This is a genomic window from Pseudomonas fakonensis, from assembly GCF_019139895.1.
Taxonomy (GTDB): Bacteria; Pseudomonadota; Gammaproteobacteria; order Pseudomonadales; family Pseudomonadaceae; genus Aquipseudomonas; species Aquipseudomonas fakonensis.
On the sequence record NZ_CP077076.1, the window covers coordinates 6,008,145 to 6,024,389 of the forward strand.

The window sequence follows — 16,245 nt, forward strand, 5'->3', positions numbered from 1 at the left end:
TGCGACAGGCCGAGCCCCTAGAAAAGAGCGCTGCTTTATACCAGAAAGACTACGCCGCAACAACAGAAAGTGAGCATCCACGTACTGCCAATCGCGGCCGAGCAGCATAGCGACTCGCTCGCCGCGCTGTCGACCGCTCGTCGCCAAGCACCTGAAAAAGAAGGTGGTCATTTGCTGTTACGCACACTAGGGTAGGGCCATTTCCAGACTGCACCGGCAGATGGGCCATCTGACCAGCCAAGGAGCCACCATGCGTGTCGCCGCCCTTTCCTTGTTATTCACCGCGCTGTGCGCCACCGGCCTGGCCCAGGCTGCGCCGCTGTCGGTGTGCACCGAAGCCAGCCCCGAAGGCTTCGACGTGGTGCAGTACAACTCGCTGACCACCACCAACGCCTCGGCCGACGTGCTGATGAACCGCCTGGTCGAGTTCGACGCCCAGCAGGGCAAGGTGGTACCGAGCCTGGCCGAGCGCTGGAGCGTATCGCCGGACGGGCTGATCTACGACTTCCAGCTGCGTAAAGACGTGAAGTTCCACAGCACGGCGTACTTCAAGCCCAGCCGCGAGCTGGATGCCGATGACGTGCTGTTCAGCTTCCAGCGCATGCTCTACCCCGCCCACGCCTGGCACAAGACCGCCCCTGGCGGCTACCCGCACGCCCAGTCGCTGCAACTGGGCAGCCTGATCAAGTCGATCGACGCCCCCGAGCCGCACACCGTGCGCTTCACTCTGACCCACCCGGACGCCACCTTCCTGGCCACCCTGAGCATGGGCTTCGCTTCGATCTACTCGGCCGAATACGCCGACAAGCTGCTCAAGGCCGGCACCCCGGAGAAGCTCAACAGCCAGCCGATCGGTACCGGCCCGTTCGTGTTCCAGCGCTTCCAGAAGGACGCTGTGGTGCGCTACCGCGCCAACCCTGACTACTTCGCCGGTAAGCCCGCGGTCGACCCGCTGATCTTCGCCATCACCACCGACGCCAACGTGCGCCTGCAAAAGCTCAAGCGCGGCGAATGCCAGGTGGCGCTGTCGCCCAAGCCGCTGGATGTGGCCGAGGCCGGCAAGGACGGCAACCTCAAGGTGGCAACAACGCCTGCGTTCATGACCGCGTTCGTCGCCATCAACAGCCAGCACCCGCCGCTGGACAAACCCGAGGTACGCCAGGCGATCAACCTGGCCTTCGACAAGCAGGCCTACATCAAGGCCGTGTTCGAAGACACCGCCACCGCCGCCAATGGCCCCTACCCGCCGAACACCTGGAGCTACGCCAAGGACCTGCCGGGCTACGCCATGGACCAGAAGAAGGCCAAGGCGCTGCTGAACAAGGCTGGCCTTGCCAAAGGCTTCGAAACGACCATCTGGACCCGCCCGTCGGGCAGCCTGCTCAACCCCAACCCGGCGCTGGGCGCGCAGATGCTGCAGGCGGACCTTGCCAAGATCGGCATCAAGGCCGAGATCCGCACCATCGAATGGGGTGAACTGATCCGCCGGGCAAAAGCGGGCGAACATGATTTGCTGTTCATGGGCTGGGCCGGCGACAACGGCGACCCGGACAACTTCCTCAGCCCGCAGTTTTCTTGCGCGGCGGTGCAGTCCGGGACCAACTTCGCGCGCTTCTGCGACAACCGCCTGGACCAGCTGATCAACGCTGGGCGTACCACCAACGACCAGAGCGTGCGCAGCCGGCTGTACCAGCAGGCGCAGACGTTGATCCAGCAGCAGGCGCTGTGGGTACCGCTGGCGCACCCGACCGCCGCGACGCTGTTGCGCCAGGATGTGCAGGGGTACCAGGCCAGCCCGTTCGGGCGGTTGGATTTCAGCAAGGTGTCGGTGGGGCGCTGATTATCGGCAACCTGCAGCGGCCTTATCGCGGTGGTTCGGCATTCCGATAAACCCGCTCCCACAGGTGCAGCGCCAGATTCAGGCTCTGTGCAATCCTGTGGGAGATTCAACTGCCTGTAGTGGCCTCATCGCCGGCAAGCCGGCTCCTACAGGGATGGCGCTAGTATCAAATCCTGCGCTGTACCCGCCGTACAGCTCTACCCTGCCAACCACCCCCGCTCGACCATCGACAGCGGCTCGCCGTCGCCGACGATCACATGGTCCATCACCCGCACATCGATCAGCGCCAGCGAACGCTTGAGCACCTGGGTCAGGTGCACGTCATCCTGGCTCGGCTCGCAATTGCCTGACGGGTGGTTGTGGCACAGGATCAGCGCCGCCGCGTTGTGCAGCAACGCCCGGCGCACTACTTCACGCGGGTAGATGCTGGCCCGGTCGATGGTGCCGCGGAACAGGATCTCGAACGCCAGCGGCCGGTGCTTGGTGTCGAGGAACAGGCAACCAAACACCTCACTGGCCTCGTGCCGCAACATGGCTTTCAGGTAACGGCGCACGGCCTGCGGGCTGTCCATGGCCGACTCGCGCTCGATGGACGTGGCCAGGTGCCGGCGGCCGATCTCCAGCAAGGCTTGCAGCTGGCTGTAACGTACCGGCCCCAGCCCCAGCTCGCCGACAAAGGCCTGCCGGTCGGCCTCGAGCACCTGGCGCAAGCCGCCGAACCTCACCAGCAGCCCGCGCGCCAGGTCCAGCACGCTACGGCCCTTTACCCCCGAACCAAGAAACACCGCCAGCAGCTCGGCATCGGACAAGCTGCCCGCCCCACGCAGCAACAGTTTCTCCCTCGGCCGCTCCTCGAGCGGCCACTCCCTGATGTTCATCCACCCCCTCCTTGCGTGGTACTGCGGCGAATTTGACCGCTGTGTTAATCTAGTTCGCTTCGAAAATGCGACGTTCTGCCGCAGGCAGTTGTGAACGTCGCCGCCCGCTTTCACTGGATAAAGGCAAGCCTATGCAGCGGCTGTATCGCAAGCGCATCGTTCTCGGCGTGGGTGGCGGCATTGCCGCCTACAAGAGCGCCGAGCTGATTCGCCGACTCCTGGAACACGGCGCGCAGGTGCGCGTGGTCATGACCCGCGGCGGTGCCGAATTCATCACCCCGCTCACCCTGCAGGCGCTGTCCGGCCACCCCGTGCACATGGACTTGCTCGACCCCGCCGCCGAAGCGGCCATGGGCCACATCGAACTGGCCAAATGGGCCGACCTGGTACTGATCGCCCCGGCCACCGCCGACCTGATGGCGCGCCTGGCCCAGGGCATGGCCGATGACCTGCTGACCACCCTGGTACTGGCCACCGACGCCACCGTGGCGGTGGCCCCGGCAATGAACCAGGCCATGTGGCGCGACCCGGCCACCCAGGACAACCTCGACCTGCTCAAGCGCCGTGGCATCCAGGTGTTCGGCCCGGCCTCGGGCAGCCAGGCCTGTGGCGACGTGGGCCTGGGCCGCATGCTCGAGGCCACCGACCTTGCCTGGTGCGCCGCCGAAAGCTTCAAGCGCGAGGCCCTTACCGGCAAGCACGTGCTGATCACCGCCGGCCCCACGCAAGAAAACATCGACCCGGTGCGCTACATCACCAACCATAGTTCAGGGAAGATGGGCTTCGCCCTGGCGGAAGCCGCCGCCGAAGCCGGGGCCCGGGTGACCCTGGTCACTGGCCCCGTGCACCTACCCACCCCCGACCGTGTCAGCCGCATCGACGTGGTCAGCGCGCGGGACATGCTCGCAGCCTGCGAAGCGGCCATGGGCTGCGACCTGTTCATTGCCTCGGCTGCGGTCGCGGACTACCGCCCGGAAGTCGTCGCCCCGCAAAAATTGAAGAAAGATCCCACCACCGGCGACGGCATGCTGCTGCAGATGGTGCGCAATCCCGATATCCTAGCGACCATTGCCGGCCGACCCGACCGCCCGTTCAGCGTAGGCTTCGCCGCCGAGACCGAGCACCTGCTCGACTACGCCACGCGCAAGCTCAAGGACAAGAACCTCGACCTGATCGTCGCCAATGATGTGGCCAACCCCAGCATCGGCTTCAACAGCGAGGAAAACGCCCTGACCGTGATCGACCGCCAACAGCACCAGACCCTCTTTGCGCAGACCAGCAAGGGCAAGATCGCCCGCCAGCTGGTTGCCTTCATCGCCGAACGGCTCAACCAGGTTCAATAAGTTACATGCACGCTCTTCAAGCCAAGATCCTCGACCCTCGCCTGGGTAGCGAATTCCCGCTGCCGCAATACGCCACCCCAGGCTCCGCCGGTCTCGACCTGCGCGCCCTGCTCAAAGAGGACACCGTCCTCGAGCCGGGCCAGACCCTGCTGATCCCTACCGGCCTTTCGGTGTACATCGGCGACCCGGGGCTGGCGGCGATGATCCTGCCGCGCTCGGGCCTGGGCCACAAACACGGCATCGTGCTGGGCAACCTGGTCGGCCTGATCGACTCGGACTACCAGGGCGAGCTGATGGTCAGCTGCTGGAACCGCGGCAACACGCCGTTCACCATCACCGTTGGCGAGCGCATTGCGCAGCTGATTCTGGTGCCGGTGGTGCAGGCGCATTTCGAGCTGGTCGAGCAGTTCGACGAGACCCAGCGCGGCGCTGGCGGCTTCGGCCACTCCGGCACCCGCTGAGCCGAACACTGACCGTTCGGGCCATGGATGGCGAACTCTCGGGGCATTCCACCGTCCAAGCGTTCAGTTTGTGCCTGCCCAGAAGCCTTTGAATACTTGGAGTCCCAGAGATGAACGACATGGCCCAGCTGGTCCCCGCACTGCCCGACAGCATCTTCCGCGCCTATGACATCCGCGGCGTGGTGGGCAAGACCCTGCACGGCGAAACCGCCTACTGGATCGGCCGCGCCATCGGCGCACAGACCCTCGCCCAGGGCGAGCCGCAGATCTCGGTGGGCCGTGATGGCCGCCTGTCCGGCCCGATGCTGGTCGAGCAACTGATCAAGGGCCTGGTCGAGGCCGGTTGCCAGGTCACCGACGTCGGCTTGGTACCCACGCCTGCGCTGTACTACGCCGCCAACGTGCTGGCCGGCAAGTCGGGGGTGATGCTCACCGGCAGCCACAACCCGTCGGACTACAACGGTTTCAAGATCGTCATCGCCGGCGACACCCTGGCCAACGAACAGATCCAGGCCCTGCTGACCCGCCTGAAGACCAACGACCTGACCCGCGGCGAAGGCCGCGTGCAAAAAGTCGAGATCCTCGAGCGCTACTTCCAGCAGATCACCGCCGACGTGAAGCTGGCCAAGCCGCTGAAAGTGGTGGTGGACTGCGGCAATGGCGCCGCCGGCGTGATCGCCCCGCAACTGATCGAAGCCTTGGGCTGCGAGGTGACCCCGCTGTTCTGCGAGGTCGACGGCAACTTCCCCAACCACCACCCGGACCCGGGCAAGCCTGAAAACCTTGAAGACCTGATCGCCAAGGTGAAGGAGATCGGGGCCGACATCGGCCTGGCCTTCGACGGCGACGGCGACCGCGTGGGTGTTGTGACCAACACCGGCAACATCGTCTACCCCGACCGCCTGCTGATGCTGTTTGCCCAGGACGTGCTGCAGCGCAACCCGGGCGCCGAGATCATCTTCGACGTCAAGTGCACCCGCCGCCTCACCCCGCTGATCGAACAGCACGGCGGCCGCGCGCTAATGTGGAAGACTGGGCACTCGTTGATCAAGAAGAAGATGAAACAGACCGGCTCCCTGCTGGCCGGCGAGATGAGCGGTCACATCTTCATCAAGGAGCGCTGGTACGGTTTCGATGACGGTATCTACAGCGCCGCACGCCTGCTGGAGATCCTCAGCAAGGCCGACCAGGATGCCGAAAGCCTGTTCGCCGCCTTCCCCAATGATATTTCCACGCCGGAAATCAACATTGATGTGACCGACGAGGGTAAATTCAGCATCATTGATGCTCTGCAACGCGACGCCGACTGGGGCCAAGCCAACCTCACCACCATCGATGGTGTGCGGGTGGACTACCCGCACGGCTGGGGCCTGGTCCGCGCCTCCAACACCACGCCGGTGCTGGTGCTGCGCTTCGAAGCCGACAGCGCTGCCGAACTCGACCGTATCAAGGCTGTATTCCGCGCGCAGCTGCTGCGGGTCCAACCCGGCCTGCAACTGCCGTTCTGACGACTATCCGTTCCTTACCTGGAGCCCTGCATGACCCTCGATCGCGATGCCGCTTCCCATGTAGCCGAGGTTTTGTCCGAAGCACTGCCCTACATCCGCCGTTTCGTCGGCAAGACCCTGGTGATCAAGTACGGCGGCAACGCGATGGAGAGCGAAGAGCTCAAGACCGGCTTCGCCCGTGACATCGTGCTGATGAAGGCCGTGGGCATCAACCCGGTGGTGGTGCACGGCGGCGGCCCGCAGATCGGCGACCTGCTCAAGCGCCTGTCTATCGAAAGCCACTTCATCGACGGCATGCGCGTCACCGACTCGGCGACCATGGATGTGGTGGAAATGGTCCTGGGCGGCCAGGTGAACAAGGATATCGTCAACCTGATCAACCGCCACGGTGGCAGCGCCATCGGCCTGACCGGCAAGGACGCCGAGCTGATCCGCGCGAAAAAGCTCACCGTCAGCCGCCAGACCCCGGAGATGACCCAGCCGGAAATCATCGACATCGGCCACGTCGGCGAGGTGGTCAGCGTCAACACCGACCTGCTCAACATGCTGGTGAAGGGCGATTTCATCCCGGTGATTGCGCCGATCGGCGTGGGCGCCAACGGTGAGTCGTACAACATCAACGCCGACCTGGTAGCCGGCAAGGTGGCCGAGGCGCTGAAAGCCGAAAAGCTGATGCTGCTGACCAACATCGCCGGCCTGATGGACAAGCAGGGCCAGGTGCTGACCGGCCTGACCACCGAGCAGGTCAACGCACTGATCGCCGACGGCACCATCTACGGCGGCATGCTGCCGAAGATCAAGTGCGCGCTGGATGCGGTGCAGGGCGGCGTGAACAGCTCGCACATCATCGACGGCCGCGTGCCGAACGCCGTGCTGCTGGAGATCTTCACCGACAGCGGCGTGGGCACCCTGATCACCAACCGCAAGCGTTCCTGATCAGTTTTTGAGCTTATCGCGGGGCAAGCCCGCTCCCACGTTTGACTGTGGGAGCGGGCTTGCCCCGCGATGCTTTCACTAGCTTCACACCCCCTTCACCCAGTATTCTCCGGCACTGAAAAGTTTCAGTTACCTGGAGAACGCGCGTGAAATACGCATCACATGGACTCGTGCTGGCAGCCGCCCTGGCTGTCGGGTCCCTTGCCGGCTGTGCCACAGAAACCTCCACCGCTGTCGCCGTACAGCAAGTCGAAAGCGTCAACCGCCCCTACAGCGGCCTGCGCACCCCTATTGCCGTAGGCAAGTTCGACAACCGCTCCAGCTACATGCGCGGGATTTTCTCCGATGGCGTCGACCGCCTTGGCGGCCAGGCCAAGACCATCCTCATCACCCACCTGCAGCAGACCAACCGCTTCAACGTGCTGGACCGCGACAACATGGGCGAGATCCAGCAGGAAGCGGCGATCAAGGGCCAGGCCCAACGCCTGAAAGGCGCCGATTTCGTGGTGACCGGCGATGTCACCGAGTTCGGCCGCAAAGAGGTGGGCGACCACCAGCTGTTCGGCATTCTCGGCCGCGGCAAGACCCAGATCGCCTACGCCAAGGTGGCGCTGAACATCGTCAACATCAGCACCTCGGAAGTGGTTTATTCCAGCCAGGGCGCGGGTGAGTACGCCTTGTCCAACCGCGAAATCATCGGCTTCGGCGGCACCGCCAGCTATGACTCGACACTCAACGGCAAGGTCCTCGACCTGGCCATGCGCGAAGCGGTGAACAAGCTGGTAGGCGCCGTCGAGAGCGGCCAGTGGAAACCACAGGCGCAGTAACCCGCCCCATACGACAAGGATGCTCGCACCATGAACACCCGCATTTCGGCCTGGCGCACCGGCGCCGGCCTGCTGCTGGCCAGCGCACTGTTGGCCGGCTGCTCCGGCCCCAAGACCCTGTACCAGTGGGAAAGCTACCAGCCCCAGGTATACGGCTACCTCAAGGGCGATTCGAAGGAAGAACAGGCCGCAGCCCTTGAGCGCGACCTGGAGAAAATCAAGGCCAAGAACGGCGCCGTACCGCCGGGCTATCACGCCCAGTTGGGGTTGTTGTACTCGGGCCTGGGCAAGGATGACCAGATGATCCAGCAGTTTCGTACCGAAAAAGCCCTGTTCCCCGAGTCGGCGGCGTACATGGACTTTCTGATGAGCAACGCCAGCAAGGGGGCCAAGCAATGATCAAGCGCATCACCCAACTGCTGGTCGGCGCCTGCGTGCTGGCCCTGTTCGCCGGCTGTGCCGAGCGCAAGACCATCGACTACTCGGCCTACAAGCAAAGCCGGCCGAAGTCGATCCTGATCTTGCCGCCGTTGAACGAGTCGCCGGATGTGAAGGCCACCTACAGCATGCTGTCGCAGGTCACTTACCCGCTGGCCGAAGCCGGCTACTACGTGATGCCGGTGGCGCTGGTGGACGAGACCTTCCGCCAGAACGGCATGACCACCCCGGCCGACATCCATCAGCTGCCGCCGGCCAAGCTGCAGGAAATCTTCGGCGCCGATGCCGGGCTGTACGTGACCGTCAGCGACTACGGCACCCGCTACATGATCCTGAGCAGCGCCACCATCGTCACCGCCAACGCCAAGCTGGTCGACCTGAAAACCGGCACCACCCTGTGGACCGGCAGCGCCACCGCCTCCAGCGAAGAAGGCCGGCAGAACCAGGGCGGGCTGATCGGCATGCTGGTGTCGGCTGCGATCAACCAGATAATCAGCAGCGTGCAGGACGACGCCGGCTACCCGATTGCCGGCATGACCAGCGCGCGGTTGCTCTCGCCTTACCCCAACGGCGGCATTCTGTATGGGCCGCGTTCGCCGAAGTACGGTACGGATTGAGCCGCTCCGGGCGAACCGGGTCAAGACTGCAGTGGGGCTGCTGCGCAGCCCATTGCAGGCTCCCTGCGGGGGCGCCTGCAGGAAGCCTCCTACAGCAATGGCGGATCGGTCCCACAACAACTGTAAGCATCAGCTGATTAGCATGGAGGCCTCACACACCCATGGAGATCCAGCGATGAAAAAACACGAAGTCCCCTACGGCAGTGATGTCTCCGCCGGCAGCTACGAATGCGCGGACTGCGGCCACCGGTATTCCAACCAGAGCAAGACCTCTCTGCCGCCCTGCCCCGGCTTCAACCCCGCAACCCACCCCAAGCGCGCCTGGAATATCCTCACCGGTGCCGGCGATGCCCCACAGGACCCGTACCCCAACGGCCGCTGAACTGCGGGCATGAAAAAGGCGACCCTCTCACGGAGGTCGCCTTTTTTCTTACCGAGCCAGGGTCAGATGCCGTACTGCGCCCGATAAGCTTCAACCGCCGGCAGGTGCTGCTTGAGCTGCGGATCGTCCGCCAGGAACTCCAGCACTTGCGTGAGCGAGACGATGCTGACCACCGGAATGTTGAAGTCGCGCTCGACTTCCTGGATGGCCGACAGCTCGCCATTGCCACGCTCTTCGCGGTTCAGCGCAATCAACACACCGGCGGCCTTGGCCTGCTGGGCATTGATGATCTGCATCACTTCGCGGATGGCGGTACCGGCGGTGATCACGTCGTCGATGATCAGCACGTCACCGGCCAGCGGTGCACCCACCAGGCTGCCGCCTTCGCCGTGGTCCTTGGCTTCCTTGCGGTTGAAGCACCATGGCACGTCGAGCTGGTGCTGGTCGGCCAGGGCCACGGCAGTGGTCGCCGCCAAAGGAATACCCTTGTAGGCCGGGCCAAACAGCACGTCGAACGGGATCTTGCTGTCGACGATGGCCGCCGCGTAGCAACGGCCAAGCTCGGCCAGGGCGGAACCTGTGTTGAACAGGCCGGCATTGAAGAAGTACGGGCTGGTACGCCCCGATTTCAGGGTGAACTCACCGAAGCGCAGAACGCCGCGATCGATGGCAAAACGGATGAAGTCGCGCTGATACGGCTGCATGAAAGGTCCCGGACACCACGGATTTAGCTAAATGTGTTGAGCTCGGGTATCATACACGCACGAGATTTTTGGGGCCATTTATGCGGATCATCAGTGTGAACGTTAATGGCATTCAGGCTGCGGCCGAGCGTGGTTTGCTCAGCTGGCTACAAGCCCAGAATGCCGACGTCATCTGCCTTCAGGATACCCGCGCCTCGGCCTTTGAACTCGACGACCCAGCTTTCCAGCTCGATGGCTATTTCCTTTACGCCTGCGACGCGGAGGTGCCCACCCAAGGTGGCGTGGCACTTTACTCGCGCATGCAGCCCAAGGCAGTCATCACCGGCCTGGGCTTCGAGACGGCCGACCGCTACGGGCGCTACCTGCAGGCAGATTTCGACAAAGTCAGTATTGCTACCCTGCTGCTGCCCTCGGGCATGAACGGCGACGAAGACTTGAACCAGAAATTCAAGTTGATGGACGACTTCGCCAAGTACCTGGACAAGCAGCGTCGCAAGCGTCGCGAATACATCTACTGCGGCTCGTTCTACGTGGCGCAGCAGAAGCTCGACATCAAGAACTGGCGCGACAGCCAGCAGTCGGTGGGCTTCCTGCCGCCGGAGCGCGCCTGGATGGACGCCATCACCGGCGAAATGGGCTATGTCGATGCGCTGCGTGAAGTCAGCCGCGAAGGCGACCAGTACAGCTGGTGGCCAGACAACGAACAGGCCGAGATGCTCAACCTGGGCTTCCGGTTCGACTACCAGATCCTCACCCCAGGCCTGCGCCGCTTCGTACGCAACGCCCGTCTGCCGCGCCAGCCGCGCTTCTCGCGCCACGCGCCGCTGATCGTCGACTACGACTGGACGCTGACCATCTGAAAACAGTTGGGGCCCCATCGCCGGCAAGCCGGCTCCTACAGGATTATGCGTTCCCTGTAGGAGCTGGCTTGCCAGCGATGGGGCCCCAATTGCTTACTTGATCGGCCGCCAGATCAGCGGGTAGCGATACGCCTTGCCCTCGTTGGCCCTGACCGCCGCCAGGATGATCAGGATCAGCACCGCCACCATCAGCATGGCGAACAGCACGATGCCGATGAACACGAACATCAGCACGAAGCAGGCGAAGCTCGCCAGGGTGACGCTGATCTGAAAGTTCAGCGCCTCCTTGCCCTGGGCGTCGATGAAGGCGTCCTGCTCGCGCTTGAGGTGCCACAGCACCAGCGGCCCGAGCAGGTGGCCCAGCGGGATCAACAGCCCGAGCAACGCGCTGAGGTGGCAGAACATCGCCCATTGCCGTACATCGGCGCTGGGCAGGTTGACCGGGTCGAGCTCGTTCATGCCCTGCACCTCCCTGGCGAAGCGGATCAGTCGGCCAGTGCGGCCTGCTGCAGTTCGAAGATCTCGCTCATGCCCTTTTGCGCCAGCGCCAGCATGGCGTTGAAGTCTTCAGGCTGGAACGGCGCGCCTTCGGCGGTGCCCTGCACCTCGATGAAACCACCGGCACTGGTCATGACCACGTTCAGGTCGGTTTCGGCAGCGGAGTCCTCGAGGTAGTCGAGGTCCAGTACCGCTTCGCCCTGGTACATGCCCACCGAGACTGCGGCGATCATGTGCTTGAGCGGGTTGCCGCCCTTCAGGCCGCCGCGTTTCTTGATCACCGCCAGGGCGTCGCACAGGGCAACCATGGCACCGGTGATCGAAGCGGTGCGGGTGCCGCCATCGGCCTGGATCACGTCGCAGTCGACGTACAGGGTGATGTCGCCGAGCTTGCTCATGTCCAGCGCGGCGCGCAGCGAGCGGCCGATCAGGCGCTGGATTTCCAGGGTGCGGCCACCTTGCTTGCCACGGCTGGCTTCGCGCTGGTTACGCTCGCCGGTGGAACGCGGCAGCATGCCGTATTCGGCAGTCAGCCAGCCTTGGCCCTGGCCTTTGAGGAAGCGGGGAACACCATTTTCGACGCTGACCGTGCAGATGACCTTGGTGTCACCGAACTCGACCAGTACCGACCCCTCGGCGTGCTTGGTGTAGTTGCGGGTAATGCGGATCGAGCGGAGCTGATCGGCGGCGCGACCACTTGGACGTTTCATCTGGGATACCTGTACCGGGATTTTGAATCTGCCGAGCATTATAGAGCCCGTGGCCCGGCGAGGACATGCCTATCGTCGCGCCCGGCGCAGCCTGTCGACTTTTCCCAAGCGCCACATCGGCGCCTGTAGCATGGGCGGATTGGGCGCCCGGGCCGCACTGCGCTACAATCCTGCGCCTTGCAGCCGAAAGGCTCCCTGTCCAACCGATTACGCGAGGTACTCCCCATGGTGCACAGCATGACCGCCTTCGCCCGCGCCGAGCGCGCCGGCAGCCAAGGCACCCTGGTCTGGGAGCTGCGCTCGGTCAACCATCGCTACCTCGAACCCCACCTGCGCCTGCCCGAGGCCCTGCGCGACCTCGAAGGCGCAGTGCGCGAGGGCCTGCGCCAGGGCCTGTCGCGAGGCAAGGTGGAATGCACCCTGCGCCTGTCCGAGGACAGCACCGGCAAGCCGTTGCAGGTCGACCGCGAGCGCGCCGCGCAGCTGGTGGCCGCCGCCGAGACCGTGGCCAGCCTGATCAAGCAGCCGGCGCCGCTCAACCCCCTTGAAGTGCTGGCCTGGCCCGGCGTGCTGGTGGCCGACGCCAGCGACCCGCAAGCGCTCAACGCCGAAGCCATCGCCCTGTTCGACGAAGCCCTGGCCGAGCTCAAGGCTGGCCGGCAGCGCGAGGGCGTGGAACTGGCGCGGTTGATCAACGAGCGCCTGGACAGCATGGCCAGCGAGGTCACCACCCTGCGCGCACTGGTGCCGCAGATGCTGGCGGTGCAGCGGCAGAAGATCCTCGATCGCTTCGCCGACATGAAGGCCGAGCTGGACCCACAGCGCCTGGAGCAGGAGATGGTGCTGCTGGCCCAGAAAAGCGACGTTGCCGAAGAGCTCGACCGCCTCAGCACCCACGTCAACGAGGTGCGCCGGGTGCTCAAGTCTGGCGGTGCTGCGGGCCGGCGCCTGGATTTCTTGATGCAGGAGCTCAACCGCGAAGCCAACACCCTGGGCTCCAAGGCCTTCGACCCACGCAGCACGCAAGCGGCGGTCAACCTGAAGGTGCTGATCGAGCAGATGCGTGAACAAGTACAGAACATCGAGTAAGGCCACCCACACCATGAACCACAGCAGCGGCACCCTCTACATCGTTTCGGCCCCCTCCGGCGCCGGCAAGACCAGCCTGGTCACCGCCCTGATCAAGGACGACCCGAAGGTCAGCGTCTCGGTATCGCACACCACACGCAACATGCGCCCGGGCGAAGAACACGGGGTGAACTACCACTTCGTCAGCCATGACGACTTCAAGGCGCTGATCGCCCAGGACGACTTCCTCGAGCACGCCGAGGTGTTCGGCAACTTCTACGGCACCTCGCGCAGCGCGCTGCAGCAAGTGCTGGACCAGGGCAACGACCTGATCCTCGAAATCGACTGGCAAGGCGCACAGCAGGTGCGCAAGCTGATGCCCGAGGCGCGTTCGATCTTCATCCTGCCACCGAGCCAGCAGGCCCTGCGCCAGCGCCTGGACGGCCGTGGCCAGGACAGCGCAGAGATCATCGCCGGGCGCATGAAGGAAGCGGTCAGCGAGATGGTGCATTACGACGAGTACGAGTACGTCATCATCAATGACGACTTCGCCGTGGCGCTGGAAGAGATGAAGGCCGTGTTCGCCTCGAACCGGTTGCTGCTGAACAAGCAGCAGCAGCGCCATGGTGAGCTGCTGAAACAGCTGATTGGCTGAAACGAGCATCGCCGGCAAGCCGGCTCCTACAGGGATCGCGTCAGCCCTGAAAGTGACGCACTCCCTGTAGGAGCCGGCTTGCCGGCGATTGCGTTATTCCTGCAACTGAATGGTCGCCTGCTGACGCAGCGTCGCCCCCAGGAAGTACGCCGGCAGGCGCAGCCGCGAGAGCATCATCAGCACGATGCCCAGCGCCGAGATGATTGCCGCGATCACGAACACCAACCCCAGCCCCCCTACATGCGAGCCACTGCCGAAGTCCGGCGAGGCGCTGTCGATGGCGGTGCGCACGAAGATCACCGACAAGATCACCCCACCCACCAACGGGCACAGGCCGCGCATGAACAAGTGGCGCAGGCTGGTGAACAGGCTGTGGCGGAAGTACCACACGCAGGCGAACGCGGTCAGCGAATAGTAGAAGCAGATCATCATGCCCAGGGCGGTGATGGTGTCGGCCAGCACGTTCTCGCTCAGGGTGCGCATGGTCACGTAGAACAGCGCGGCAGCAACGCCTGCGCAGATGGTCGCGTAACGCGGGGTTTGCGAGCGCGGGCAGACCTCGGCAAAGCGCTGCGGCACCGCGCCGTAGTAGCCCATGGCAAGCAGCGTGCGCGCCGGCGAGACGAAGGTCGACTGCAACGACGCCGCGGTGCTGGCCAGCACCGCGATGGACATCAGGATCGCCAGCGGCCCCATCACCGGGCCGGCCAGGTGGGCGAAGACGTTCTCCTGGATGCGCGGATTGTTCAGGCCCAGGCCCTCGTCGCTGATACCGGCGAACTGCAACGTGGCGATGGCGGTGACCAGGTACAGGCCGAGAATCAGCAGCACGGTCCAGGTGGCTGCCTTGCCCGGCACCTCTTCACTGCCGACCGACTCTTCGCTGACGGTCAGGCACACATCCCAGCCCCAGAAGATGAAGATCGACAGCGACAGGCCAGCGGCAAACGCCGAGAACGACTCGACGCCGAACGGGTTGAACCAGGCCAGGTCAAAGGCCAGCGGCGGCGGTGCGGTGGTTTCGCTGAAAGCGGCAAACGCAAAGCCGATCAGCACCAGCAGCTGCAATGCCACCAGCCCGTACTGCACCGTCATGGTGGTGGCCATGCCGCGACAGCAGATCCACACCGCCAGGGCAATGAACACGCAACAGGTGCTGATGTTCACCAGCAGGTTGTCGGCCAGGGCCGCCAACTGCTGCTCACCAGTGATCTGGGCGAGGAACAGGTAGAAGAAATCCACCGCCACACCGGCCAGGTTGGACAGCACGATGGTGGTGGCGACCACCAGCCCCCAGCCGCCGATCCAGCCGATCATCGGCCCGAATGCCCGCGCCGACCAGGTGAACGAGGTGCCGCTGTCAGGCTCCGCCGAGTTCAGCTCGCGGTAACCCAGGGCCACCAGCAGCATCGGCAGAAAGCCGACGATGAACACTGCCGGCAGGTGGGCGCCGACCTCGCGCACGGTCGGGCCGAGGGCGCCGGTCAGGGTGTAGACCGGGGCGATGGTGGAAATGCCCAGCACCACGCTGGCCAGCAGGCCCAGGCGGCCCTTGGCCAAGCCCTTGCTGCGCGAAGTGGTGCCCGAGTCGGCCGCATCGGGTGGGCGGCCAGCGTCTGTGTAATCGTTCATGAGTTTGTGCCGTAACTATTGGAATTGTTCTCACAGGCCCGCCGTAGAGGGCCCGCTTTCACTCATTGAAAGCTCGCGGTGGGGCACGGTCATCCCGGACCTTCGGCTTACGTCGGTTTCTGGCGACGCTCACCTTCCCGTGCAGCATGGGCAATGCAGGCCTCGCGAAACGCCTCGAACAGGCGCAGCGAGACCGGGTTTTCGGCGAAACGCCATTCCGGGTGCCATTGCACGCCAAGCACCAGGCCCGGCGCATCCGGCATCGATACGGCTTCGATCAGGCCATCCGGAGCCCGCGCCTCGACCCGCAGGCCCGGGGCCAGGCGGTCGATGCCCTGGCTGTGCAGCGAGTTGACCTCGAACTGCGCAGCCAGGCCCAACTGCTCGAACAGCCCGCCCGGCGCGACGCTGACCGGGTGGCGCGGGCTGTATTGCACCTCAAGCGGTGCATCCTGCGGTTCGCGGTGGTCGAGGTAGCCGGGCAGCTCGTGCACCCGCTGGTGCAGGCTACCGCCCAGGGCCACGTTGAGCTCCTGGAAGCCACGGCAAATGCACAACACCGGCACCCCGGCCGCAATCGCCGCCTGCAGCAACGGCAAGGTCAGGCGGTCGCGGGCCAGGTCGTGGCGGGTGCCTTCGGCACTGGGGGCGCCATTGTAATGATGCGGCTCGACATTGGAAGGCGAGCCGGTGAACAGGATGCCATCGAGTTGCGCCAGCAACGCCTGGGTGTCGCTGCCGCCGTCACGGGCCGGCAGAATCAGCGGCAGCCCGGCAAAGCCTGCGGCCTCGACATACTTGTCGCCCACCGTGTGCGACGAGCTCTTCCCCACCTGCTGGCGGCAGGCGCTGACACCGATCAAGGGGACCGCAATTGCGCTCATGGGC

Annotated in this window: 17 protein-coding genes and 1 pseudogene; 12 read left to right on the forward strand and 6 right to left on the reverse strand. The window is 64.5% G+C overall.

The genetic code is table 11. The annotated features are described in order from the left end of the window. Positions 1-250: 250 nt before the first annotated feature. A complete protein-coding gene (locus KSS94_RS26495) occupies positions 251-1,840 on the forward strand; it encodes an ABC transporter substrate-binding protein (RefSeq protein ID WP_217840963.1) in 1,590 nt (529 codons plus the stop codon). Positions 1,841-2,037: 197 nt separating this feature from the next. Here KSS94_RS26495 and radC read toward each other — a convergent pair whose 3' ends face one another. Then, complete coding sequence (gene radC / locus KSS94_RS26500) at positions 2,038-2,718, reverse strand: RadC family protein (protein ID WP_217840964.1); 681 nt, start codon at positions 2,716-2,718, stop codon at positions 2,038-2,040. A 131-nt stretch (positions 2,719-2,849) separates the two neighbouring features. Between radC and coaBC the strand changes: the two genes are divergently transcribed. The 8 genes and pseudogenes from coaBC to KSS94_RS26540 all read left to right on the forward strand — a co-directional run bounded on the left by coaBC (position 2,850) and on the right by KSS94_RS26540 (position 9,230). Beyond that, a complete protein-coding gene (gene coaBC, locus KSS94_RS26505; RefSeq protein WP_217840965.1) occupies positions 2,850-4,061 on the forward strand; it encodes a bifunctional phosphopantothenoylcysteine decarboxylase/phosphopantothenate--cysteine ligase CoaBC in 1,212 nt (403 codons plus the stop codon). Positions 4,062-4,066: 5 nt separating this feature from the next. Next, the gene (gene dut / locus KSS94_RS26510) at positions 4,067-4,522 is read left to right on the forward strand and encodes a dUTP diphosphatase (RefSeq protein WP_217840966.1); all 456 of its coding nucleotides are present in this window, start codon (positions 4,067-4,069) and stop codon (positions 4,520-4,522) included. A gap of 134 nt (positions 4,523-4,656) precedes the next feature. After that, positions 4,657-6,030: pseudogene (locus tag KSS94_RS26515) on the forward strand (phosphomannomutase/phosphoglucomutase); the annotation flags it as partial. A 30-nt stretch (positions 6,031-6,060) separates the two neighbouring features. Continuing rightward, positions 6,061-6,966, forward strand: a complete 906-nt coding sequence (gene argB / locus KSS94_RS26520) for an acetylglutamate kinase (protein WP_217840968.1) — start codon at positions 6,061-6,063, stop codon at positions 6,964-6,966. A 146-nt stretch (positions 6,967-7,112) separates the two neighbouring features. Next, on the forward strand, positions 7,113-7,793 hold the full coding sequence (locus tag KSS94_RS26525) for a CsgG/HfaB family protein (protein WP_217840969.1): 681 nt from the start codon (positions 7,113-7,115) through the stop codon (positions 7,791-7,793). 30 nt (positions 7,794-7,823) lie between these two features. Beyond that, positions 7,824-8,192 carry a DUF4810 domain-containing protein gene (locus KSS94_RS26530; RefSeq protein WP_217840970.1) on the forward strand — a complete coding sequence of 123 codons (369 nt, stop codon included), beginning with the start codon at positions 7,824-7,826 and terminating at the stop codon, positions 8,190-8,192. Beyond that, positions 8,189-8,848 carry a DUF799 domain-containing protein gene (locus KSS94_RS26535; protein WP_217840971.1) on the forward strand — a complete coding sequence of 220 codons (660 nt, stop codon included), beginning with the start codon at positions 8,189-8,191 and terminating at the stop codon, positions 8,846-8,848. Before KSS94_RS26530 ends, KSS94_RS26535 begins: the two co-directional genes overlap by 4 nt. A 175-nt stretch (positions 8,849-9,023) precedes the next feature. After that, on the forward strand, positions 9,024-9,230 hold the full coding sequence (locus KSS94_RS26540; protein WP_217840972.1) for a hypothetical protein: 207 nt from the start codon (positions 9,024-9,026) through the stop codon (positions 9,228-9,230). 62 nt (positions 9,231-9,292) lie between these two features. Here KSS94_RS26540 and pyrE read toward each other — a convergent pair whose 3' ends face one another. Further along, complete coding sequence (gene pyrE / locus KSS94_RS26545) at positions 9,293-9,934, reverse strand: orotate phosphoribosyltransferase (RefSeq protein WP_217840973.1); 642 nt, start codon at positions 9,932-9,934, stop codon at positions 9,293-9,295. 80 nt (positions 9,935-10,014) lie between these two features. On the opposite strand from pyrE, the gene crc reads away from it, so the two are divergent. After that, positions 10,015-10,794 (forward strand): catabolite repression control protein Crc, encoded by a 780-nt coding sequence (gene crc / locus KSS94_RS26550; protein ID WP_217840974.1) that lies wholly within the window; start codon positions 10,015-10,017, stop codon positions 10,792-10,794. Between the two features lie 93 nt (positions 10,795-10,887). Here the strand turns inward: crc and KSS94_RS26555 are convergent, their stop codons facing one another. Further along, complete coding sequence (locus tag KSS94_RS26555; RefSeq protein ID WP_217840975.1) at positions 10,888-11,253, reverse strand: DUF4870 domain-containing protein; 366 nt, start codon at positions 11,251-11,253, stop codon at positions 10,888-10,890. 26 nt (positions 11,254-11,279) lie between these two features. After that, on the reverse strand, positions 11,280-12,002 hold the full coding sequence (rph, locus tag KSS94_RS26560) for a ribonuclease PH (RefSeq protein ID WP_186653050.1): 723 nt from the start codon (positions 12,000-12,002) through the stop codon (positions 11,280-11,282). 225 nt (positions 12,003-12,227) lie between these two features. On the opposite strand from rph, the gene KSS94_RS26565 reads away from it, so the two are divergent. Together KSS94_RS26565 and gmk are read left to right on the forward strand one after the other, a co-directional pair. After that, a complete protein-coding gene (locus KSS94_RS26565) occupies positions 12,228-13,091 on the forward strand; it encodes a YicC/YloC family endoribonuclease (RefSeq protein WP_217840976.1) in 864 nt (287 codons plus the stop codon). Positions 13,092-13,104: 13 nt separating this feature from the next. Continuing rightward, positions 13,105-13,725: a guanylate kinase gene (gene gmk, locus KSS94_RS26570; protein WP_217840977.1), complete on the forward strand. Its 621-nt coding sequence runs from the start codon at positions 13,105-13,107 to the stop codon at positions 13,723-13,725. Positions 13,726-13,818: 93 nt separating this feature from the next. On the opposite strand, the gene KSS94_RS26575 is transcribed toward gmk, so the two are convergent. After that, on the reverse strand, positions 13,819-15,357 hold the full coding sequence (locus tag KSS94_RS26575) for an APC family permease (protein ID WP_217840978.1): 1,539 nt from the start codon (positions 15,355-15,357) through the stop codon (positions 13,819-13,821). 107 nt (positions 15,358-15,464) lie between these two features. Further along, positions 15,465-16,241, reverse strand: a complete 777-nt coding sequence (locus KSS94_RS26580) for a gamma-glutamyl-gamma-aminobutyrate hydrolase family protein (RefSeq protein WP_217840979.1) — start codon at positions 16,239-16,241, stop codon at positions 15,465-15,467. Between the last annotated feature and the right edge of the window lie 4 nt (positions 16,242-16,245).